Source organism: Streptococcaceae bacterium ESL0729 (assembly GCA_029391995.1).
Taxonomy (GTDB): Bacteria; Bacillota; Bacilli; order Lactobacillales; family Streptococcaceae; genus Floricoccus.
Genome location: CP113924.1, coordinates 378,555 through 400,930 on the forward strand (window position 1 = coordinate 378,555; position 22,376 = coordinate 400,930).

Here is a 22,376-nt window from a genome sequence, read left to right on the forward strand (position 1 = left end):
CCTTGGGGAAGTCTTTTTTATTTCCTATTCACTAATAAGATTTAAGAAACTTTGACTGTTATGACCGTAGGCCACGCGAACCCTATTAAGGGCAAAAAGTCCATCATCAATGCTTGCAAGTCCTGGGTTGGTTGTAAGTCCCATCTTGTAACCTGCATCTTTTGCAATAATTCCAGTATCATCATTGTAACGACCAGATGGGTAGCAAATAACACTTGTGTCTTGATTGAGGAGCTTATCAAGTCCTTTCTTAGACTCGACCAACTGATAGCTTGCCTCTTCATCGCTAGCCTGTCCTAGGTCAATGTGGTCAACCGTGTGACTTTCGATGGTAATTAGAGGGTCCTTGTTGATTTGAAGAAGCTGCTCATCTGTCATCTTGTCAAGACCATCTTTCATATTCCAAATGGACATGATAGTAGCCTTCATTTTAAGTTGATCAAGGACAGGTTGGGCATTTTTCATGTTGTCAACATAGCCATCATCAAGGGTTACCCAAACAATTTTGTCAGCTGGTTTTTCATTTTTAGTCAAGACTCTGTAGGCTTCATCAGGGCTTAGGGTATAGTATCCCGCATCCTTTAGGGCCTTCATCTCCATTTCAAATTCAGCTGGTGGCACAAATAAGGTGTTCCCGTCAACAACCTCTGAAATGTGATGGTACATAAGGATTGGAAACTTGATTGTTGTATCATATTTTTTCCAGCTTACCTGACTTGTATCCGTGCTACTTGCTTGGGTAGAAGACGCCTTCTTAGTGCTTGCCTGCTTTTGGCCGCTCTCACTCGTTTGGGGCTGATTTTTGGTGCTTGCGGTAAATTTTTGGTAACCAAAACCAATAATCAGACCAAGAGTTAGTCCTAAAAGGACATACTTTAAAAGATTTTTCATTTTCATAATCACATTATAGCATTAAAAAGTTTAAATATTAAGTATTTTTGTAGGCCCTTTAGTGGGTTCCTTAGCGGATTATATAGTAAAATGGAGGCAGGTGAATGAATATATGAAAAATTTATTATTAAAAATGGTTTATTTCTATCAAAGGAGGATTTCCCCTTTGACGGGCCCAACTTGTAGGTATCACCCTACTTGCTCAAACTATATGGTTGAAGCCCTTAAAAGTCACGGAGCTTTTTTAGGAACAATCATGGGTCTTGCTAGAATTCTAAGGTGTAATCCCCTTGTAAGGGGAGGGATTGATTATGTTCCTGAAAAGTTTAGCCTAAGACGCAATAAGGATAAAAGGTAGTTTAAAAGCAAAGATTAATTTTTTATGGTCAATCTTAAAAATATCATCAAGGTGCCTATTAATTTATCGAATTAGCTAAATATGGTATAATCAGTTAATTCTTAATTGAGAACAGGAGGCACTTATGGCCCAAGAAAATATTGTTGTACGCGGAGCACGTGTGCATAATTTAAAAAATATAGATGTTACCATGCCAAGAAATAAGCTTGTGGTGGTAACAGGCCTTTCAGGTTCTGGAAAGTCAAGCCTTGCCTTTGACACCATCTATGCCGAAGGACAGAGGCGATATGTTGAAAGCCTCTCGGCCTATGCCAGGCAGTTTTTGGGAAATATGGACAAGCCAGATGTTGATAGCATCGATGGTCTAAGTCCAGCTATTTCTATCGATCAAAAGACAACCAGTAAGAACCCAAGATCAACTGTGGGGACGGTGACTGAAATTAATGACTACCTGCGTCTTCTTTATGCAAGAGTTGGTATACCTATGTGCCCTAATGGACATGGCCCGATTACGGCCCAGTCGCCAGAGCAAATCGTTGACCATGTTTTGGAGCTTCCGGAAAGATCGAGGCTGCAAATCCTAGCCCCAGTTGTTAGGGATAAAAAGGGCCAGCACAAGAAGACCTTTGAAAAAATTCAAAAGGAGGGGTATGTCCGCCTGAGAGTCGATGGTGAGGTCTATGACATTGATCAGCTACCAGAATTAGATAAAAATAAGAAGCATAAGATTGAAATTATTGTTGATAGGATTGTTCTAAAAGAAGGCATTCGCAGTCGCTTATTTGAGTCTGTTGAAAGTGCCCTTCACTTGGCTGAGGGCTATGTAATCATTGATAAGATGGATGGGACTGAGCTTCTTTTTAGTGAACATTATGCCTGTCCTATCTGTGGCTTTACAGTGCCAGAACTTGAACCGCGATTATTCTCTTTCAATGCACCCTTTGGATCTTGTCCTGACTGCGATGGTCTGGGGATAAAGCTTGAAGTGGACATTGATTTGGTGGTTCCAGATCCAAGCAAAAGCTTGAGGGATGGAGCCCTTCTTCCTTGGAATCCAATTTCATCAAACTATTATCCGCAAATGCTTGAGCAGGCCATGGCTACCTTTGAAATTGACATGGACCTTCCCTTTGAGGCCTTGAGTGAGGAGCAAAGAAGATTAATTCTTTACGGGTCAGAGGGCAAAATCTTCCATTTCCACTACAAAAATGAATTCAATGGTGTTCGTGATATTGATATTCCCTTTGAGGGCATAATCAATAACATCGAAAGACGTTACCATGAGACAAATAGTGATTTTACCAGGGAGCAGATGAAGGGCTACATGACTGAGCTTACCTGTGCCAGCTGTCATGGTTTAAGATTAAATCTCCAGGCCCTATCTGTAGAGATTGATGGGAAGAATATAGGTGAGGTATCCAAGCTTTCAATCGGAGAACACCTAGATTTCATCAATAACCTTGTTTTAAATGAAAATCGGGAGAAGATAGCAGGCCCAATCGTAAAAGAAATAGGTGACCGTTTAAGCTTCTTAAATAATGTAGGTCTTGATTATCTAACCCTAGCCAGGGCTTCTGCGACCTTGTCAGGTGGGGAGAGTCAAAGGATTCGTCTTGCCACCCAGATTGGATCTAACCTAAGTGGAGTTCTTTATGTTTTAGATGAACCATCAATTGGTCTTCACCAAAGGGATAATGACCGCCTGATTGCAAGTCTTAAGAAAATGCGAGATTTGGGTAATACTCTAATTGTTGTGGAGCATGATGAGGATACCATGATGGCGGCTGACTATTTGATTGATGTGGGGCCTGGAGCTGGAAGCCTTGGTGGGGAGATTATTGCCAGTGGGACACCAAAGCAGGTGGCCCGTAGTCGGAAGTCCATAACTGGCCAGTATCTATCAGGTAAAAAGAAAATTCCCCTACCAGAAAAACGTCGTTCTTATGACAAGGACCGGGTTATAGAGGTCAGGGGAGCTTCTGAAAATAACCTTAGGGATATTGATGTAGATTTTCCTTTGGGTATTATGACCGCTGTAACCGGGGTATCTGGTTCAGGGAAGTCAACCTTGGTCAATCAAATTCTTAAGAAGGCTTTAGCCCAAAAGATAAATAAAAATTCTGCTAAACCAGGCAAGCACAAGTCAGTCTCAGGTTATGAGGGCCTTGAAAAATTAATTGATATCGACCAAAGTCCCATCGGTAGAACTCCCAGGTCAAATCCTGCTACTTATACTAGCGTTTTTGATGACATAAGAGACTTATTTGCCCAAACCAATGAAGCTAAAATTCGTGGTTATAAAAAGGGTCGTTTCTCCTTTAATGTCAAAGGTGGACGCTGTGAAAACTGTAAGGGTGATGGAATTATAAAAATTGAGATGCACTTCTTGCCTGATGTCTATGTGGCCTGTGAGGTTTGTAGGGGCAGAAGGTATAATAGCGAAACCCTTGAGGTTCACTATAAGGACAAGAATATTTCTGAAATTCTTGACATGCGTGTGTCAGATGCCCTTGAATTCTTCCGTCACATTCCAAAGATTGAACGAAAGCTTCAAACAATCGTTGATGTGGGTCTTGGCTATGTTACCTTGGGGCAACCAGCTACTACCTTATCAGGTGGGGAGGCACAAAGGATGAAGCTTGCCAGTGAGCTCCAAAAGCGTTCGACTGGTAAAAATATCTATATTCTTGATGAGCCAACAACAGGTCTTCATACTGAGGATATCTATCATCTCTTAAAAGTTTTAGACCGCCTGGCTGATGCAGGTAATACCATTATTGTTATCGAGCATAATCTTGATGTCATAAAGACAGCAGACTATGTTATCGATTTGGGTCCTGAAGGTGGTGCTAGGGGAGGAAATCTCCTATGTGCTGGAAGGCCTGAAGAAATTGCCGCCTGTGAAGAGAGTTATACAGGAAAATACTTGAAAGGAAAATTAGAAAATGAGCCAAAATAAAAAAGAAGAAGCAAAAGAAGAATTAATTGAAAAATTACAGGAAAAAGGGACTACCAATGTTCCAGCAGACCTTGATTCTAAGGACGATTTAGTCCACGGAACAACCAATATTGGGGATGATTCAGAACCCAAAAATTATATTGACCGAGGAACAACAAACATCCCAACAGAAGAAGGTATTGAGGCTGACATTGAGGAAGAAAAAGCTAGGACGACCAATGTTCCAGAAGATTTAACACAAGACAAATAAGGGAGGTTTTCGTGAAAAGAATTGATCGATTAAGAAATTTGATGAAGAAGCAAGGGGTTTCTGCCCTGGTGGTTAACAATTTAAAAAATATTTACTACCTTGCTAATTTTTCAGGGACTGAAGCAACAATCCTTGTGACAGAAAAAAATCAGTATTTCTTTACTGATGCTAGATATACTTTGATAGCAAAAAATCTTGTTAAGGATTTTGAGATTATTGAGAGCCGCACCCCCTTGAAGCAGATTTCTGATATTCTTGTTTCAGAAGGGATAAAGGATCTACAATTTGAAAGTCAAATTTCTTATGGTCAGTTTCTAGCCATGAAAGAGGAACTTAGGACTATAAACCTTACCCCATCTAAGAATCTGATTGAAGAGCTTAGGATTATTAAGGATGCAAGTGAGATTGAAACCATCCGCACGGCCTGCTCAATTTCTGATAGAGCCTTTGATGAACTTCTAAACTATCTTAAACCTGGCCTTAGTGAGCTTGATCTAGCAAACTTTCTTGATTTTAAAATGAGGGAATTTGGGGCTTCATCTGTAAGTTTTGAGACAATTGTGGCCAGTGGTGCTAGATCAAGTATGCCTCACGGGGTTGCATCTAATAAAATCATTGAGGCAGGTGACACCATAACTCTTGATTTTGGCTGCTACTACAAGCACTATGTCAGTGATATGACTAGAACCATCTTCCTAGGTCAGCCAAGTGACAAGATGATTGAAATCTATAATACAGTCCTTGACAGTAATAACACCTTGATTTCTGAAACCCGTGCTGGTCTAGCTTACTCTGACTATGATTTAATTGCTAGAAAAGTTATCGAAGGGGCAGGTTATGGGGACAATTTTACCCACGGAATCGGCCACGGGATTGGTCTTGATATTCATGAGGACCCCTTCTTTGGTAAAAATTCAAAAGGTCTTATTAAGGCTGGGATGACTATTACTGATGAGCCTGGGATTTATATCGATAACTACGGTGGCGTTCGAATTGAAGATGATTTACTGGTTACAGAAGAAGGTTGTGAACTTTTAACGCTTGCTAGCAAGGATTTAATAATTCTTTAGTTGATATGCTTTAAATCCTCTTTGATAAAAGGGGTGCTAAAAGCCCATAAATATGTTAAAATATGAAAGAAATTTAGATTAGGAGATTTTTAATAAAATGGTAGCAGCAAATGAATTAAAAGCAGGAATGACCTTTGAATCAGATGGTAAACTTCTGCGTGTTATTGAAGCAAGTCACCACAAACCAGGTAAAGGAAACACAATCATGCGTATGAAACTTCGTGATGTCCGTACTGGTGCAACAACTGAAACATCATTCCGCCCAGAGGAAAAATTTGAGCAAGCAATCATCGAAACTCGCCCAGCTCAATACCTTTACCAAATGGATGACACAGCCTTCTTCATGGACGTTGAAACTTTCGACCAATATGAAATTCCAGTCGCTCAAGTTGCTGAAGAACTTAAATATGTTCTTGAAAATGAAGAAATCAAAATTCAATTCTTTGGTACAGAAGTTATCGGTCTTACACTGCCAACAACAGTAGTTCTTACAGTTGCTGAAACTCAACCTTCAATCAAGGGAGCAACAGTTACTGGATCAGGTAAACCGGCAACTATGGAAACAGGACTTGTAGTAAACGTTCCTGACTTCATTGAAGCTGGTGAAAAACTAGAAATCAATACTCAAACTGGTGCCTACCTAAAACGTGCTAACTAATTTAGCTTAAGTTTTTAGGCCTAAGAAGGGATTAATATGAAGGATATACATGTTGAAAACCTAGGAACAGTGGTTATTTCACCTAGGGTCATTGAAACAATTGTAAATATCACAGCTTCACACATCGAAGGACTTTACTCTCTAAGAAATAAGAGCTTTTCTGATATTTTAGGGAAGAAGGCTGAAGGACGTGGTGTCTATATTAGCCAGGACGAAGAAGGTGTGGTTGATGTTGATATTTATGCATTCATGATTTATGGCGTGAATGTGCCAAATGTTGCCATGAAGATGCAAGAAGAGGTTAAAGAAGTCGTTTATAATATGACAGGTATTGAAATCAACGATATCAATATCCATGTTTCAGGAATTGTACCTGAGAAGACTCCAAAACCAAAACGTACAGATTTATTTGATGGAGGAGATTTTCTAGATGGCGAATAAAAAGATGAGTCAGCATGAGATTCGTATGAGTGCTGTACAAGCTCTTTATTCTCTAGAACTGCAAGAAGAAGCGTCAGTTAGTGATGTGATGGATTTTGTCATGTCATACGATGAATTTCCAGAGAGCACTCCAAGATACTTGGAAACTTTAGTCCGCGGGGTGCAGATAAACAAACACACGCTAGATGAGAAGATAGCTGAGTTTATCAAGAGTCCTTGGACATTTGAGAGGCTTACAAATATTGAACGTGTGATTTTACGTCTTGGAGCTTACGAAATCTTATATGCTGAAACACCAAATGTTGTTGCAGTTAACGAAGCAATTGAGCTTGCAAAAGATTTCAATGATGAAAAGGCGGCTAAATTCATAAACGGAGTACTAACCAATTTAGTATAGCAAGAAGACGGTTTTTATCGTCTTTTTTTGTTATAATTAAAGGCAATATGGAACCCTTATGATTTACTAGTAGGAAAAAGGAGGATAAAGATGCTTGATTTAGTTATCGTAACAGGAATGAGTGGGGCGGGTAAGACAGTTGCCATCCAGTCCTTTGAAGATATGGGATATTTTACAATTGACAACATGCCCCCAAATCTCATTGAAAAATTTATTGGTTTACTTGCGACTGACAAGGAAGCAAATATTAGTAAGCTTGCCATGGTCGTTGATATGAGATCAAGAAGCTTCTTTGATGAGCTCCAGGAAGTTATCAATGATTTAAGTGACTTGCCTTCTGTTAATTTTAGAATTTTATTTTTAGATGCTAGTGACACTGAGCTTGTGGCCCGTTATAAGGAGACTAGAAGGAGTCATCCCCTTGCCAGTGAGGGCAGGGTTTTGGATGGTATTTTAAAGGAGCGTGAACTTTTAGCTCCCCTTAAATCATTTGCTCAAAATGTTTTTGATACAAGCAAGATGTCACCAAGAAACTTACGTAGTCAGATTCTTGCTGATTTTTCAGATGATACAGTGCAACCTTTTAGGATTGAGGTTATGAGCTTTGGCTTTAAATACGGCCTGCCTCTTGATGCAGACCTGGTCTTTGATGTCCGCTTCCTGCCCAATCCCCACTATGTTCCTGATCTTCGTAATAAGACAGGAATGGATGATGAGGTCTATAACTATGTCATGTCGGCTCCTGAATCAGACGATTTTTTCAAAAATCTTGAAAACCTGCTTTTACCGATTATCCCAGGCTATGAAAAGGAAGGAAAGTCAGTCCTTACCATTGCCATTGGTTGTACAGGTGGTCAACATCGGTCAGTATCCTTTGCCAGAAGACTTGCCAGCAGCCTGAAAAATGAGGGCTGGAAGGTGAATGAAGTTCACAGGGATATGGCCAAGAGAAAAGAGACAGTTAATAGATCATGAGAAAGAAGAAGATTGTAATAATTGGTGGAGGGACTGGGATTCCAGTTCTTTTACGCAGCTTAAGAAATGAAAATGTTGACCTAACAGCCATTGTGACTGTGGCTGATGACGGAGGCAGCAGTGGCGAGATTATCAACTCGATTGGCATGGCACCACCTGGGGACTTGCGAAATGTCTTGGTTGCCATGAGTGATATGCCAAAGTTCTATGAACGGGTATTTCAGTACCGCTTTAATGAATCAGATGGTCCCCTTGCGGGTCATCCCCTGGGGAATTTAATTATTGCTGGAATTAGTGAGATGCAAAGTTCGACCTACAATGCTGTTCAAATTCTTGCCAAATTCCTTCATATTGATGGCAATGTCTTCCCTTCTAGCGAGCAAGGTTTAACCCTTCATGCGGTCTTTGAAGACGGCCATGAGGTAGTGGGTGAAAGTAAGATTGCGGACTATAAGGGACAAATTGACCATGTTTATGTGACCAATACTTTCGACGGGAAAAAAGCTCATGCCAGCCGCAAGGTGGTCAAGGCCATCATGGAAGCAGATACCATTGTTGTAGGGCCTGGTAGTCTCTTTACGAGCATTTTACCCAACATGGTAATTGATGAAATTGGTCAGGCCCTTCTTGATACCCCTGCTCAAATCGTCTACGTATGTAATATCATGACCCAAAGGGGGGAGACTGAGCACTTTACAGACGCTGAACACGTTAGGGTCCTTCATAAGCACCTGGGTCAAAAATTTATTGATACAGTTCTGGTCAATATTGAAGAAGTTCCAAAGGAGTACATGAATACTCATAAGTTTGATGAGTATCTGGTCCAGGTTGACCATGATTTTAAAGGTTTGAGTCAGGAGGTAAAAAGGATTATTTCTGCCAACTTCCTAAAGCTTGAACGGGGTGGAGCCTTCCATGATGGGGACGGTGTAGCCAAAGAAATCCTAAAGATTAGTGAAAGGGTCTTGCCATGAGTTTTTCAACGGAAGTAAAAAAGGAATTAACTTCCTTGGACAATAGCCCAGTTGTTTTGATGGCTTTGATTAGGATGAATGGCTCCCTTGGTTTGGCAAGGGAGCTTACCCTTTCAATCAGCACAGAGAATGCCACAACTGCCCGCTATACCTACAATCTTTTCATGAAACTCTATCAAATTAAATCAGAGATTAAAACCCAGCAGAAGACAACCCTATCTAAAAACCGGATTTACACCGTCTATATTGATAAAAATGTAAATTCCCTCCTAGATGACCTTGATTTAGCAGATGGACTTTTACTGGACAATGGAATTCCAGGGTCAATTAAATATGACGACAAGAAAAGTATCCTTTATTTAAGGGGCGTCTTTTTGTCAAATGGTAATATCAGTGATCCAGAAAGTGGTAAATATCACTTGGAACTAAGCTCTGTTTACCAGGAGCATGCTGAGGATTTAAAGGAGGTTCTTGAAAATCTTGGCTTTAATGCAAGGCTTCATGAGAGGAAGAATCGCTATATTGTCTATCTGACGAGTTCTGAGCAGATTATGGATTTTTTAACCATGATTGGAGCCATTAGTGCAAGACTTAGGTATGAAAATGCTAAAATTATTAAGGAGATGAGAAATCAGGCCAACAGGCGGGCTAATTTTGAGACGGCAAATCTAGGGAAGACTGTCAATGCTTCCTATGACATGATTGAAAAGATTGAATTACTCGATGAAAAACTAGGACTTGATCAGCTTCCTGACAATTTGTCAGAAGTTGCAAGAATCAGGCTCAAGCATCCAGATCTTACCATCAAGGAGCTTGGAGAGATTATGTCACCTCCCTTGGGGAAAAGTGGGGTAAATCATAGACTAAGAAAAATTAGTCAGCTGGCCCAGACCTATATTGATGATAAAAAACCTGACTAATAAGAAATGAAAGATTATGATTTTTTTTGATTGACTTTGAGCGATTATGGTGTATAATTGAGATGGAAACGGTTTCCATAAGGAGAAAATATGCTTGCCAATGATCGAAAAAAAGTAATCCTATCAGAATTAAGTTCTAGGGGAAGCGTAACCATTGAATATTTGTGTGGCCTTACTGGTGCCTCCGTTTCAACCTTGAGGCGGGATTTGACTGGCCTTGAGCGGCAGGGCAAACTTGTCCGCGTTCATGGTGGAGCTGAGCCGATTAAAAGTTTATCTGGTGAAGCCAGTATTAGTGAAAAAACGGTCAAAAACGTTCAAAAAAAGGAAATGATTGCTGATATGGCACTGACCCATCTAAGCGATGGCGACGTCATTTTTTTGGATGCTGGTAGTACGACTGGTATGATGATTGAAGGTCTGCAAAGGTTCAATGGTAGTCTAACGATTGTAACCAACAGTGTTACCCACGCTTCAAAATTGATCAAAGATCATATAACCATTTACATTCTAGGTGGATTTATTAAAAATTTAACTGACGCAGTTATTGGGTCAGATGCCGTCCAGCAAATGGAGCAGTTTAATTTTACCAAGGCCTTCTTGGGGGCTAATGCCATCGGTGATGAGTACATAAGTACTCCCGACATGGAAGAGGCAAATATTAAGCAGGCAGCCCTTAAAAGGGCACAAGAAACTTACGTACTAGCTGATAGGAGCAAGTTTAACAAGTTGAATTTGATAAACTTTGCTAAAGTATCAGAGGTAATAATATTAACTAATAGCTAGGAGATTAAGATGATTTACACAGTAACTTTAAATCCTTCTATCGATTATATTGTTCGCTTACCACAAGTTGTGGTGGGAGAAGTCAATCGAATGGATAGTGATGACAAATATGCTGGTGGAAAGGGAATTAATGTCAGTCGAGTTTTAGCAAGGCTTTCAAAAAATTCAACAGCATTGGGTTTTCTAGGAGGATTTACAGGGGAGTTCATTGAAAAGACTCTCTTGGAAGAAAAAATCAACACGGCCTTCGTTGCTGTTGATCAAGATACCCGTATCAATGTAAAGATTAAGGCTGACCAGGAAACGGAAATTAATGGGCAAGGTCCAGCAATTACCTCTGAGCAGCTTGATGAATTACTTGGTGGTTTAGCAAAATTAACAGACCAGGATACGGTTGTTTTTGCAGGAAGTGCTCCAGCCTCTTTAGGTAATGAAGTTTATAAAAAATTAATTTCAACTGCCAAAGAATCAGGAGCAGAGGTTGTTTGTGACTTTGAAGGACAAACCCTTTTAGATGCTTTAGAGCACAAGCCCCTTCTTGTTAAACCAAACAATCATGAACTTGGAGCCATCTTTGATGTTAAGTTTGAGTCAACTGAGGAAATCATCCCTTACGCTCAAAAGGTTCTTGAAATGGGTGCCCAAAATGTAATCATTTCAATGGCTGGAGATGGAGCCCTTCTTGTAAATAAGGAAGGTAGCTATTTTGCAAAACCAATCAAGGGAGTGGTTAAAAATTCAGTTGGTGCTGGAGATTCAATGGTTGCAGGATTTACTGGTAAGTATGAAGAAAGCCAAAATGCAGTTGAAGCCTTTGCCCTTGGAGTGGCATGTGGAACGGCTACAGCTTTCTCAGATGACCTGGCTACAGCCGACTTTATTGAGGAAACACTGAAAAAAGTAGAAATTACAAAACTATAGGAGAAAAATTATGGAAATTACAGACTTACTTGTAAAAAATGCCATGATCATGGACCTTCAAGCTACAGATAAGCTTGGGGCAATTGATGAAATGGTTGACAAACTTTACCAAACAGGCCGCATCACAGATAAGGAAGTCTTCAAGCAAGGTATCCTAAACCGTGAAGCTCAAACTTCAACAGGTCTTGGTGACGGAGTAGCAATGCCTCATGCCAAGAATGAAGCAGTAAAAGAAGCAACTATCCTTTTTGCTAAATCAAATAAGGGTGTTGACTATGAAGCCCTTGATGGACAACCTACATATGTGTTCTTTATGATTGCAGCACCTGCTGGAGCAAATGATACTCACTTAGCAGCTCTTGCAAGCCTTTCTAAGTACCTTATGCAAGCAGGATTTATTGATAAACTTCGTAAGACTACTACACCTGACCAAGTAATTGCTCTTTTCAAACAAGAAGGTGAAGAAGTTAAGGCCGAAGCAGCTCAAGAGTCAAAAGAAGATAAAACTCCATCAACTGGAAAATTTGTTGTAGCTGTTACAGCATGTACAACAGGTATCGCCCACACTTACATGGCCGAAGAAGCTCTTAAGAAAAAAGCAGCTGAAATGGGTGTTGGAATCAAGGTTGAAACTAACGGAGCCGGTGGTGTTGGTAACAAACTTACTGCTGAGGACATTAAGCGTGCTGATGGTGTAATCATTGCAGCTGACAAGGCTGTTGACATGGGACGTTTTGATGGTAAACCTTTAATCAACCGCCCAGTTAAAGATGGTATTACTAATTCTGAAAACCTAATTGAAGAAGCAGCTAGTGGTAAACTTCCAGTCTACCATGCAGCTGAAGGAAGTGGTTCATCTGATGAATCTGGCGATGATGTAGGTCTTGGTAAGAAATTCTACAAACACCTAATGAGTGGGGTTTCATCAATGCTTCCATTCGTAATCGGTGGAGGAATTGCCATTGCCATTGCCTTCTTGATTGATAATGCTATGGGTGTGCCAAAGGATCAATTATCAAACCTTGGTACCTACAATGAGCTTGCTAGTCTCTTTAAACACATCGGTGGAGCAGCCTTTGACTTCATGCTACCAGTTCTAGCTGGATATATTGCTTACTCAATCGCTGAAAAACCAGGTATGGTTGCTGGTTTCGTAGCTGGATACGTTGCTCAATCTGGACTTGCTTGGGGACATGTTCCATTTGCTAAGGATGCAAGCATTGCCCTAGGTACACCTTCAGGATTCCTAGGAGCCTTGGTTGGTGGTTTCGTAGCCGGTGGAGTAATCATCTTACTTAAGAAAGCTCTAGTCGTTCTTCCACGTGCCCTTGATGGTATCAAAGCAATCCTACTTTACCCAGTTCTTGGTGTAATTATCACAGGATTTGCAATGCTTCTAATCAATGTACCAATGAGTGCTATCAACACAGGTCTTAATGACTTCCTAACTAACATGAGCGGAACATCAGCAGTCCTTATGGGAGCTTTAGTTGGTGGAATGATGTCAGTTGATATGGGTGGACCAGTTAATAAGGCAGCTTACGTCTTTGCGACAGGTACACTTGCAGCAACAGTTGCAACAGGTGGTAGTGAAGTAATGGCTGCTACTATGGCTGGTGGTATGGTTCCACCTCTTGCAGTATTCGTAGCAACTATGATCTTCAAAGATAAATTCACTAAAGATGAACGTCAAGCAGGTGTTACAAACATTGTAACAGGTCTTTCATTCATCACAGAGGGAGCTATTCCATTTGGAGCAGCTGACCCAGCTCGTGCTATCCCATCATTCGTTGTAGGTTCAGCAATCACAGGTGCCCTAGTAGGATTCTCACACATCAAACTTATGGCTCCTCACGGAGGAATCTTCGTACTTGCCCTAACAAGCAACCCACTTCTTTACCTAGTATACATTGCAATTGGTGCAGTTATCGGTGGTGTTATGTTTGGAGCACTTCGTAAGAAAAAATAATTTTTAAAAAGAAAGAGTAAACTTGCTTTACTCTTTTTCTTTTGGATGAAATATTACGTTTAAATTACATTTTTAGTTTTTAGGGGAAGGAACATGCTATAATGAGATATCTTATTTGAGCTTATTAAAAAATTCAATAAAGAAGATTAATATTTTTAAGGAGAAGGCATGCAAGAGCGTGGTTTATTAATTGTATTTTCAGGCCCTTCAGGAGTTGGTAAGGGAACTGTACGCAAGGAAATTTTTGATGGTAAGGGACATGATTTTGACTATTCAGTTTCAATGACCACCCGTCCTAAACGTCCAGGTGAGGTTGATGGTGTGGATTATTTCTTTAGAACTCGTGAAGAATTTGAAGAGATGATTAAGAATGGACAAATGCTTGAGTATGCTGAATATGTAGGCAACTACTACGGTACTCCATTAACTTATGTTAATGAGACGCTTGATAGCGGTAAGGATGTCTTTTTAGAGATTGAGGTTCAAGGAGCCTTACAGGTTAAGGAGAAGGTGCCAGATGGAGTTTTCATTTTCTTAACACCACCAGATCTTGATGAACTTCGCGAACGAATTGTTGGTCGTGGTACTGATAGTATTGATGTTATCGACAAACGAATGGAGAAGGCCCGTGAGGAGATTCTTCTTATGAGTGAATATGATTATGCGGTCGTTAATGACGAGGTCAGCAAGGCTGCCCTAAGGGTTAAAAAGATTGTTGAAGCTGAACACTTCCGTGTGGACCGCGTGATTGGAAAATACCGCGCTATGATTGATTAGGACTAAAGGAGAAATAATATTATGATGTTAAAACCATCTATCGACAAACTACTAGACAAGGTTGATTCAAAATACTCACTAGTGATTCTTGAGAGTAAACGTGCCCATGAATTAAATGAAGGAGCTCAGGCTACAACCGACTTTAAGTCAGTTAAGCCTACCCTTAAAGCCTTAGAAGAAATTGAAGCAGGAACTGTAACAATTCACCCAGATCCAGAGGGTAAAAGAGAAGCACGCAGGCTTGCAGCTGAAGCTGAGGTAGCCCGCTTGCAAGAAGAAGAAAGACAAATCAAGGAACGTATTGCACAAGAGCAAGAAGTTGAAGCTAATAAAGGTAAATAAGTTCTAGTATGTGGAATGGAGATTGGGGGATTCCCAGTCTCTACTTTTGTTTTAGGAAGGATTTTATTTTAATGAAGCTAGCTAAAGTAATTGTTGATATCCCGCTTATGCAGACGGATCATCCCTTCTCCTACCAGATTCCCAGTGGGTTAGAAGACTTGCTTGAGGAGGGAATGCGGGTTCATGTCCCTTTTGGTAAGGCAGACCGCCTGGTTCAAGCAATTGTTGTGGAAGTAGTTGATGATTCAAATCCACAAGAAGGCCTCAAAAAAATTAAGGAACTCCTAGACTTTGAACCAGTCCTTAATGAGGAACAGCTGGCCATGGCTGATGATATGAGAAAGAGGGTTTTTTCCTATAAGATTACCTGTCTTAAGGCCATGCTGCCAAATTTGCTTAATTCAAACTATGACAAGTATGTTATCCCTATAGAAGAAATTTCAGTCAACCAAAATGAAAGCTTGCTTTTTAAGCTGGGACAAAGGGCTAAATTTTCAAGCTTATCAGAGGCTGAGCAGGTACAGATTTTAAGGCTCAAAAAAGATGGTAAAGTAAAATTTGAATATGAGGCCAAAAGCCGTGAAAATATCAGCTATGAAAGCTTTCTTTACCCTGAAAATATAGACAAGTTAGCAAATTATGAGCTTTCAGCCAGGGCTAAAAAAAAGCAGGAGCTTAAGGATTACCTCTTAAAAAATCCCCATAAAATATCCCTAAAGGAGCTAGGCAAGCATTTCTCAAGACCAGTTATTAATTTTTTCATTGAGCAAAAATTTCTTAAATTAGAAAAAGTTGAGGTCAGAAGAACTAGAAAGCTATTTGATAAAATTAAAAGAGACCAAGCTTTAACTTTAAATGATGATCAAAAACAGGCCTATGACCTGATTACGGCAAGTGAAAATCCCAATCCTTTCTTACTGGAAGGAGTGACGGGAAGTGGTAAGACAGAGCTTTACTTGCAGGTGATTGCCAAGGTTTTAGAGGACGGGAAGACCGCCATTATGCTGGTACCTGAAATTTCTTTGACCCCGCAAATTACCAACCGCTTTATTGCAAGATTTGGTGACCAGGTGGCCATCATGCACAGTCGTTTGTCTGATGGGGAAAAGTATGATGAATGGCGGAGAATTGAAGAAGGTAAGGCCCGGGTCGTTGTAGGAGCTCGCAGTGCCATTTTTGCTCCCCTTAAGGATATTGGGGTTATAATAATAGATGAGGAGCATGAGGCTAGCTACAAGCAGGATTCAAGTCCCAGGTATCACGCAAGGGATATAGCTCTTTTTAGGAGTAATTGGCACGGAGCAAAACTTATTTTGGGCAGTGCAACTCCAAGTCTTGAATCAAGGGCTCGTGCCTCTAAGGGAGTTTATGAATTTATTGAACTTCCAAGGCGGGCTAATCCCAAGGCTCGGATTCCTAAGGTTGAGATAGTTGATTTCAGGGAAAATATGAGCCAGGAATCAGCTAATTTCACCCCTCCTCTCCTTGCTAAAATCAGGGAAAAGCTTGAACGTAAGGAGCAGGTTGTTTTAATGCTTAACCGCAGGGGATATTCAAGTTTTATCATGTGCCGCGATTGCGGATATGTCGAAGAATGTAAAAATTGTGACATAAGTTTAACTTTACATATGGATACAAAAACCTTAGACTGTCATTATTGTGGGTTCAAAGAAGCCATACCTCGTTTTTGCCCAAGTTGTCGGAGTAAAAACTTTAGGTATTATGGTTCTGGAACCCAAAAAATCGAAGAAGAGCTTAAGGAATTATTCCTCCAAGCTAAAATTCTTAGAATGGACGTTGATACCACCAGGAAAAAAGGGGCCCATGAAAGAATTTTAGATCAATTTGAGAATCAAGAGGCCGATATCCTTCTTGGCACCCAGATGATAGCAAAGGGTTTAGATTTTCCAAATGTTACCCTGGTTGGGGTCATCAATGCAGACACAGCCCTAAATCTACCTGATTTTAGAAGTAGCGAAAAAACCTTCCAGCTTCTGACCCAGGTGGCAGGTCGTGCTGGGCGAGCTGACAAGGAAGGTGAGGTCATCATCCAGACCTTTAACCCAGATCACTATGTAATAAAGCTTGCCAAGGAGCATGATTACGAAGGCTTTTATCAAAAGGAAATGGAGTATCGAAGAAGTCTTGGTTATCCGCCTTATTTTTATACAAGTCAGATAATTGTTAGCCATAAGAAGGAAGATGAAGCTATTAAAAAAAGTTATGAGATTATGAGCCATTTATCTAAAAATTTATCCCAGCAGGCGATAATTTTGGGGCCGACACCAAAGCCCATAGCTCGTACCCATAACCTCTACCACTACCAAATTTTAATTAAATATCGTTTTGAGGACCACTTAAGTGAAGCTTTGAATCAAGTTCTTGAAATGACTCAAGACAGGAGCAACAAGGATTTAAGGATTATTATCGATAGTGAACCACAGAATTTTATATAGGAGATAGACATTGACAAAAATAATATTTATGGGAACCCCTGGATTTTCAGTTCCAGTTCTTGAAGGCTTAATTGCTGATGACCGCTATGAACTTTTAGCAGTCGTAACCCAGCCTGACCGAGCTGTTGGTCGTAAAAAAGAAATCAAGATGACTCCAGTTAAGGAAGCTGCCCTAAGGCATGGACTCAAGGTTCTTCAACCCGAAAAAATATCGGGTAGTCCTGAGATGGACGAACTTCTAGCCATGGGTGCAGACCTTATTGTGACAGCGGCCTTTGGTCAGTTTTTACCTGACAAACTTTTAAAGGGTGTAGGAAAAGCTGTAAATGTTCATGCAAGCCTTCTACCTAAGTACCGAGGAGGTGCACCGGTCCATTATTCGATCATCAACGGAGACGCAAAAACTGGTGTGACCATTATGGAGATGGTTAAAAAGATGGATGCTGGAGATATTATCAGTCAGGTTGAGCTAGCAATCACAGATGCTGATAATGTTGGGACTATGTTTGACAAACTGAGCCTTGCCGGTCGTGACCTTCTTCTTGAAACCCTTCCTGGTTACCTGGACGGAAGTATTCAGCCACGTCCCCAAGATGAGGAGCTCGTAAGTTACAGTCCAAATATTACACCAGAGGAAGAAAAAATTGACTGGAACAAGTCAGCTCGTGCCATCTTCAATCAAGTCCGCGGTATGTATCCATGGCCTGTGGCCCATACCTTCTTAAATGGCAATCGCTTTAAGATTTATGAAGCAAAAGCTGTCGAAGGATCAGGCAAACCTGGTGAAGTTTTAAGCCGCACCAAGAATTCTCTTCTTGTTGGAACGGGTGAGGGAGCCCTTGAGTTGATTACTGTTCAACCGGCAGGAAAACCTAAGATGCAGGTTAATGACTTCTTAAACGGGGTAGGACGAGAAATCAAGGAGGGAGATTACTTTGGCCAAGAATAATAATCCAAGGGAGTTAGCCCTTCGCGTTTTAAATCAGGTTTTTAATGAGGAGGCTTATGCTAATATTGCCTTAAACGAGGCCCTTAAAAATTCCCAGTTGTCAGTCCTTGATAAGGCTCTTGTGACCAACTTAGTTTACGGGACTATTAGCCACAAGCTAACACTTGAGTGGTACCTGAAGCCCTTTATTAAGCGAACCAAAAAATGGGTCAAAAATCTGCTCCTTCTTTCCCTTTATCAGATTGTTTATATGGACAAAATTCCTGATTCGGCAGCAGTTGATGAGGCTGTAAAACTTGCCAAAGGTCAAGGAGATAAGCGTTTATCTGGTTTTGTAAATGGGGTCTTAAGGAACTTCCTGCGTACACCGCGAGCTCAATTTTCAGATATCAAGAAGGAAGCTGACCGTTTGTCAATTGAGTATAGCCTACCAGTCTTTCTAATTAAAAAACTTCAAGAGCAATTTGGCCAAGAGCGTACCCAAAATATCTTAGAAAGCCTGAATACTCCAAGTAAAAATAGCCTGCGAGTTAACCTAGCCAAGGTTGATTTTAACCGAGAATTTGACAGTTTATCTAAGTTTTTTGAGCTTGAAAAAAGTAAGCTTGCAGCAACTGCCCTTTTGGCTAAGGGTGGAAATCTTGCGGCCAGTAAGGACTTTAAAGAGGGTAAAATTACCATTCAGGATGAATCCAGCCAATTGGTTGCACCAACCCTTGAAATTGAAGGCGGTGAAAAAATTCTTGATGCCTGTGCAGCCCCAGGAGGCAAGACTGTCCACATGGCTGAGTACCTAAAAGACGGTCATATTACAGCCCTTGACCTTTACGACCACAAGCTTAAATTAATCAATGATAATGCTGAGCGTCTGGGTCTAACTGATAAGATTACCACTCAAAAGCTTGATGCCAGCAAGGCCTTTGAAGAATTTGGTTCTGAGGTCTTTGATAAGGCCTTGGTTGACGCTCCTTGTAGTGGGATAGGTCTTATCAGAAGAAAGCCTGATATTAAGTATCGCAAGGAGCTTGAAGACTTCACAAGCCTTCAGGAGATCCAAGTGGCCATTTTGTCAAATGTTGGAAAAACCCTTAAAAAGAATGGTATAATGGTCTACAGTACATGTACTATTTTCGATGAGGAGAACTTCCAGGTGGTGGATAGATTCTTACAGGAAAATCAGGACTTTGAACAGGTGTTAATCGATAGTGACAATACTAATATTGTTAAGGACGGGTGTATTTTGCTTACACCAGAACTTTATCATACAGATGGTTTCTTTATTGCGAAATTTAGAAAAAAATAAATCATCTAAGTCTGAAAGGAAAACTAATGAAATTTACAGTACTTACGGATGTTGGCATTAAGCGTGTTACCAATCAAGATTTTGCTGACGTTTATACTAATAAGCAAGGACAGAAGATTTTTATACTAGCTGATGGGATGGGAGGACACGCCGCAGGTAACGTGGCCAGCCGTCTTGCTGTTGAGGATTTAGGTAAATTATGGCAGGATACTAATTTTTCTAGTAGTCATGCTAGAGATGAGATTTCAGATTGGCTAGTTGAAAAGATATCAGTTGAAAATCAAAATATTGCAGACCTTGGTCGCCTAGATGACTTTAGGGGGATGGGAACAACCCTTGAAATTGTCATTGTTCTTGGCTCTGATTTAATATCAGCCCATGTAGGGGACAGTAGAACTCAAATCATTCGTGACAACCACTTGATTAAGGTGACACGCGATCATTCTCTCGTTCAAGAACTTTTGGATGCTGGGGAATTGACTGAAGAAGAGGCTGAAAATCACCCCAATAAAAATATTGTGACCAAAAGTATTGGTCAGCAAACCTTCCTTGAGCCTGATATTAATATCGTAGCCATTGAAGCTGGGGATTACATTCTTTTAAGCAGTGATGGTTTGACCAATATGGTAGCAAAAGATGAGATTGTTCAGGTGGTTGAAGGTCCTAGAACCATTGAAGATAAGGCAGAGCATTTAATTGAGCTGGCAAACAATTACGGGGGGCATGATAATGTAACTGTTATCCTGCTTGAGATTGATAAGGAGGCCTGTTAGATGATTCAAGTAGGCAAATTATTTGCTGAGCGTTATTTAGTGATGAAGGAAATCGGCCGTGGAGGGATGGCAAATGTCTACCTGGCGGAAGATACCTTTTTAGACAATCGACTTGTGGCTATCAAGGTCTTAAGGTCGAATCTTGAAAATGATAGCATAGCCATTGCCCGCTTTCAAAGGGAAGCTTATGCTATGTCTGAATTAAATCACCCAAATATTGTTGGAATTAGTGATGTTGGCGATGTTGATAACCAGCAGTATATCGTCATGGAATATATTGACGGGGTAACCCTCAAGCAATATATTAAGGAACACGCTCCTCTATCAAATGATGAGGCCATCCACTATATCAGCCAAATTCTATCAGCCATGAAACTTGCTCATGAGCGTGGGATTATCCACCGGGACCTTAAGCCTCAAAATATTTTAATCAGTAAAAGTGGTGATGCTAAGGTAACAGACTTTGGTATTGCCATGGCCTTTGCTGAGACAAGTCTGACCCAGACCAATAGCATGTTTGGAAGTATCCACTACCTGTCACCAGAGCAGGCTCGTGGAGCCAAGGCAACGGTCCAAAGTGATATCTATGCCATGGGTATTATTCTGTATGAAATGCTTACAGGAGATGTGCCCTTTGATGGTGATAGTGCAGTTACCATTGCCCTCCAGCACTTTCAAAAGCCCCTTCCATCTATCATAAATATCAATAAAAATGTACCCCAAGCCTTAGAAAATGTTGTCATTAAAGCTACAGCCAAGGATTTATCAGACCGTTATCAAAATGTTTCTGAAATGCTTAAAGATGTAGCTACATCAACTTCTTTAGACCGCAAGGACGAAAAGAAATTAGTCTTTACTAAGGACAAGGAAGATGAGAATGAGACCAAGGTTCTGCCGAAGATGGTTCTTGATAAGAGTGACACCGAAGAATTGGTCAAAAAGGTCAGTACTGATACCAACAAGATCAAGGAGGAGGAAGAAGCAAAGCCTAATTCAAGGGCTAAGGGTAAGAAAAAAACAGGTTGGATTATTGGCTCAGTTGCAGCTGCCATTTTAGCTCTGATTATTGCCCTTGTTATCTTCACGACTCCTAAGGATATTAAGATTCCCCAGGTCAGTGGTATGACTATTGACCAGGCCAAGGAAGCTATAAGTAAGTCGGGTCTAAAGGTGGGAAATGTCAAGGAAGAGCCAAGTGATACCTATGACAAGGACCAGGTCATAAGGACCAACCCAGCTATTGGTACCACTAAAAAAGAAGGCTCATCGATTGACCTTTACGTATCCCTAGGCAAGGGAGTTATTGAAATGCCTGATTATGTTTCAAAAGGCTTTACTTACGAAGATGCCGTGGCAGACCTTGTTCGTCTAGGAATCTCTGAATTAAGGATTATCAAAACATCCGTAACCAGTGACAAGGATGAGGACGTGATTATCGGTCAAAATCCTTCTAAGGGGGGTTACCTTGATAAAAATTCAAGTGATCCAATAACTCTTGAAGTAAGTAATGGTGGTAAGACTGGAAGCATGAGTAGTCTTGTTGGACTTTCAGTTTCTGAGGCTAAAAAACGCCTTAAGAATATGGGGGTTTCAGAAAACAATATTAGCTTGGTTGAAAATAAAACCATTAATCCAAATGACAGCTCAAATCCTGTTACCGACCAAAGTATTGATGTAGGAACACCTTTCAATCCGAAGAAGGTTAAGATTGAGCTTCATTACAATAGCTATGACGCCCAAGCCGCAGCAGAAGCTGAGAAAAAGGCCCAGGAAGAAGCAGCTAAAAAAGAGCTTGAAACTGCTAAAGAATCAGCCAAGACTACTATAAATGGCCTAAGCAATTTAAGTGATGTGGAAAAAAATAACTTTATTTCTTCAGTCGACAAGGCAACAACAACCAAGGACGTTGAAAGTGCTGTTAGTGATGCTAAATCAAAAGATGACGAATATAAGAAAAAAGATGATGATGCAAAACTTGCAAGTGCCAAGGAAGCAGCTAAAGTTGTAATTGATGGATTAAACAATTTACCTGCTTCTGAAAAATCAGCATTTAAAGAATTAATCAAAAAAGCATCAAGTATCGATTCAATAAATTCTATAGTAAGTGATGCCCAAGCAGCTAATGCCAAGGCAAATACTCCGACAGGTTCAGGAACAAATACCAATAATTAGTCAAAAAAAGGTGTGATTTTAAATCACACCTTTTT

Annotated in this window: 21 protein-coding genes; 20 read left to right on the forward strand and 1 reads right to left on the reverse strand. The window is 40.4% G+C overall.

The genetic code is table 11. The annotated features are described in order from the left end of the window. Nucleotides 1-24: 24 nt before the first annotated feature. Nucleotides 25-891 (reverse strand): polysaccharide deacetylase family protein, encoded by an 867-nt coding sequence (locus tag OZX68_01965; protein WEV61034.1) that lies wholly within the window; start codon nt 889-891, stop codon nt 25-27. A gap of 112 nt (nt 892-1,003) precedes the next feature. Here OZX68_01965 and yidD point away from each other — a divergent pair, with 112 nt between their 5' ends. The 20 genes from yidD (at nt 1,004) to pknB (ending at nt 22,341) form a co-directional block, all read left to right on the forward strand. Further along, nucleotides 1,004-1,249: a membrane protein insertion efficiency factor YidD gene (gene yidD / locus OZX68_01970; protein ID WEV61035.1), complete on the forward strand. Its 246-nt coding sequence runs from the start codon at nt 1,004-1,006 to the stop codon at nt 1,247-1,249. Between the two features lie 124 nt (nt 1,250-1,373). Beyond that, on the forward strand, nt 1,374-4,208 hold the full coding sequence (gene uvrA / locus OZX68_01975; protein ID WEV61036.1) for an excinuclease ABC subunit UvrA: 2,835 nt from the start codon (nt 1,374-1,376) through the stop codon (nt 4,206-4,208). Next, nucleotides 4,195-4,458, forward strand: a complete 264-nt coding sequence (locus OZX68_01980) for a hypothetical protein (protein ID WEV61037.1) — start codon at nt 4,195-4,197, stop codon at nt 4,456-4,458. The genes uvrA and OZX68_01980 overlap by 14 nt, the downstream gene beginning before the upstream one ends. Nucleotides 4,459-4,469: 11 nt before the next feature. Beyond that, complete coding sequence (locus OZX68_01985; GenBank protein WEV61038.1) at nt 4,470-5,528, forward strand: Xaa-Pro peptidase family protein; 1,059 nt, start codon at nt 4,470-4,472, stop codon at nt 5,526-5,528. 97 nt (nt 5,529-5,625) lie between these two features. Continuing rightward, nucleotides 5,626-6,186 (forward strand): elongation factor P, encoded by a 561-nt coding sequence (efp, locus tag OZX68_01990; GenBank protein ID WEV61039.1) that lies wholly within the window; start codon nt 5,626-5,628, stop codon nt 6,184-6,186. 45 nt (nt 6,187-6,231) lie between these two features. Beyond that, nucleotides 6,232-6,627 (forward strand): Asp23/Gls24 family envelope stress response protein, encoded by a 396-nt coding sequence (locus OZX68_01995; protein ID WEV61357.1) that lies wholly within the window; start codon nt 6,232-6,234, stop codon nt 6,625-6,627. After that, nucleotides 6,617-7,024, forward strand: a complete 408-nt coding sequence (gene nusB, locus OZX68_02000) for a transcription antitermination factor NusB (protein WEV61040.1) — start codon at nt 6,617-6,619, stop codon at nt 7,022-7,024. Before OZX68_01995 ends, nusB begins: the two co-directional genes overlap by 11 nt. 90 nt (nt 7,025-7,114) lie before the next feature. Beyond that, on the forward strand, nt 7,115-7,999 hold the full coding sequence (gene rapZ, locus OZX68_02005) for an RNase adapter RapZ (GenBank protein WEV61041.1): 885 nt from the start codon (nt 7,115-7,117) through the stop codon (nt 7,997-7,999). Continuing rightward, entirely contained in the window at nt 7,996-8,973 is a 978-nt protein-coding gene (locus OZX68_02010; GenBank protein ID WEV61042.1) for a YvcK family protein, read from the forward strand. The genes rapZ and OZX68_02010 overlap by 4 nt, the downstream gene beginning before the upstream one ends. Then, the gene (gene whiA / locus OZX68_02015) at nt 8,970-9,893 is read left to right on the forward strand and encodes a DNA-binding protein WhiA (GenBank protein WEV61043.1); all 924 of its coding nucleotides are present in this window, start codon (nt 8,970-8,972) and stop codon (nt 9,891-9,893) included. Before OZX68_02010 ends, whiA begins: the two co-directional genes overlap by 4 nt. Before the next feature lie 90 nt (nt 9,894-9,983). Then, on the forward strand, nt 9,984-10,679 hold the full coding sequence (locus tag OZX68_02020; protein ID WEV61044.1) for a DeoR/GlpR family DNA-binding transcription regulator: 696 nt from the start codon (nt 9,984-9,986) through the stop codon (nt 10,677-10,679). A gap of 9 nt (nt 10,680-10,688) precedes the next feature. Beyond that, on the forward strand, nt 10,689-11,600 hold the full coding sequence (pfkB, locus tag OZX68_02025; GenBank protein WEV61045.1) for a 1-phosphofructokinase: 912 nt from the start codon (nt 10,689-10,691) through the stop codon (nt 11,598-11,600). 10 nt (nt 11,601-11,610) lie between these two features. Then, entirely contained in the window at nt 11,611-13,569 is a 1,959-nt protein-coding gene (locus tag OZX68_02030) for a fructose-specific PTS transporter subunit EIIC (protein ID WEV61046.1), read from the forward strand. A gap of 168 nt (nt 13,570-13,737) precedes the next feature. Beyond that, nucleotides 13,738-14,346 carry a guanylate kinase gene (gene gmk, locus OZX68_02035; GenBank protein ID WEV61047.1) on the forward strand — a complete coding sequence of 203 codons (609 nt, stop codon included), beginning with the start codon at nt 13,738-13,740 and terminating at the stop codon, nt 14,344-14,346. 21 nt (nt 14,347-14,367) lie between these two features. Beyond that, on the forward strand, nt 14,368-14,688 hold the full coding sequence (rpoZ, locus tag OZX68_02040) for a DNA-directed RNA polymerase subunit omega (GenBank protein ID WEV61048.1): 321 nt from the start codon (nt 14,368-14,370) through the stop codon (nt 14,686-14,688). A gap of 71 nt (nt 14,689-14,759) precedes the next feature. After that, on the forward strand, nt 14,760-17,144 hold the full coding sequence (locus OZX68_02045) for a primosomal protein N' (protein ID WEV61049.1): 2,385 nt from the start codon (nt 14,760-14,762) through the stop codon (nt 17,142-17,144). Nucleotides 17,145-17,154: 10 nt separating this feature from the next. Beyond that, nucleotides 17,155-18,093, forward strand: a complete 939-nt coding sequence (fmt, locus tag OZX68_02050; protein WEV61050.1) for a methionyl-tRNA formyltransferase — start codon at nt 17,155-17,157, stop codon at nt 18,091-18,093. Then, entirely contained in the window at nt 18,080-19,396 is a 1,317-nt protein-coding gene (gene rsmB, locus OZX68_02055) for a 16S rRNA (cytosine(967)-C(5))-methyltransferase RsmB (GenBank protein WEV61051.1), read from the forward strand. The genes fmt and rsmB overlap by 14 nt, the downstream gene beginning before the upstream one ends. A 26-nt stretch (nt 19,397-19,422) precedes the next feature. Next, entirely contained in the window at nt 19,423-20,169 is a 747-nt protein-coding gene (locus tag OZX68_02060) for a Stp1/IreP family PP2C-type Ser/Thr phosphatase (GenBank protein ID WEV61052.1), read from the forward strand. Further along, on the forward strand, nt 20,170-22,341 hold the full coding sequence (gene pknB, locus OZX68_02065) for a Stk1 family PASTA domain-containing Ser/Thr kinase (GenBank protein ID WEV61053.1): 2,172 nt from the start codon (nt 20,170-20,172) through the stop codon (nt 22,339-22,341). The last annotated feature ends 35 nt before the right edge of the window (nt 22,342-22,376 follow it).

What these genes read in the sequence shown, in the direction of transcription:
- OZX68_01965 (WEV61034.1), bottom strand. Translation starts at nt 891, where the DNA reads ATGAAAAATCTTTTAAAGTATGTCCTTTTAGGACTAACTCTTGGTCTG.
- yidD (WEV61035.1), top strand. Translation starts at nt 1,004, where the DNA reads ATGAAAAATTTATTATTAAAAATGGTTTATTTCTATCAAAGGAGGATT.
- uvrA (WEV61036.1), top strand. Translation starts at nt 1,374, where the DNA reads ATGGCCCAAGAAAATATTGTTGTACGCGGAGCACGTGTGCATAATTTA.
- OZX68_01980 (WEV61037.1), top strand. Translation starts at nt 4,195, where the DNA reads ATGAGCCAAAATAAAAAAGAAGAAGCAAAAGAAGAATTAATTGAAAAA.
- efp (WEV61039.1), top strand. Translation starts at nt 5,626, where the DNA reads ATGGTAGCAGCAAATGAATTAAAAGCAGGAATGACCTTTGAATCAGAT.
- nusB (WEV61040.1), top strand. Translation starts at nt 6,617, where the DNA reads ATGGCGAATAAAAAGATGAGTCAGCATGAGATTCGTATGAGTGCTGTA.
- rapZ (WEV61041.1), top strand. Translation starts at nt 7,115, where the DNA reads ATGCTTGATTTAGTTATCGTAACAGGAATGAGTGGGGCGGGTAAGACA.
- OZX68_02010 (WEV61042.1), top strand. Translation starts at nt 7,996, where the DNA reads ATGAGAAAGAAGAAGATTGTAATAATTGGTGGAGGGACTGGGATTCCA.
- whiA (WEV61043.1), top strand. Translation starts at nt 8,970, where the DNA reads ATGAGTTTTTCAACGGAAGTAAAAAAGGAATTAACTTCCTTGGACAAT.
- OZX68_02020 (WEV61044.1), top strand. Translation starts at nt 9,984, where the DNA reads ATGCTTGCCAATGATCGAAAAAAAGTAATCCTATCAGAATTAAGTTCT.
- pfkB (WEV61045.1), top strand. Translation starts at nt 10,689, where the DNA reads ATGATTTACACAGTAACTTTAAATCCTTCTATCGATTATATTGTTCGC.
- OZX68_02030 (WEV61046.1), top strand. Translation starts at nt 11,611, where the DNA reads ATGGAAATTACAGACTTACTTGTAAAAAATGCCATGATCATGGACCTT.
- gmk (WEV61047.1), top strand. Translation starts at nt 13,738, where the DNA reads ATGCAAGAGCGTGGTTTATTAATTGTATTTTCAGGCCCTTCAGGAGTT.
- rpoZ (WEV61048.1), top strand. Translation starts at nt 14,368, where the DNA reads ATGATGTTAAAACCATCTATCGACAAACTACTAGACAAGGTTGATTCA.
- OZX68_02045 (WEV61049.1), top strand. Translation starts at nt 14,760, where the DNA reads ATGAAGCTAGCTAAAGTAATTGTTGATATCCCGCTTATGCAGACGGAT.
- OZX68_02060 (WEV61052.1), top strand. Translation starts at nt 19,423, where the DNA reads ATGAAATTTACAGTACTTACGGATGTTGGCATTAAGCGTGTTACCAAT.
- pknB (WEV61053.1), top strand. Translation starts at nt 20,170, where the DNA reads ATGATTCAAGTAGGCAAATTATTTGCTGAGCGTTATTTAGTGATGAAG.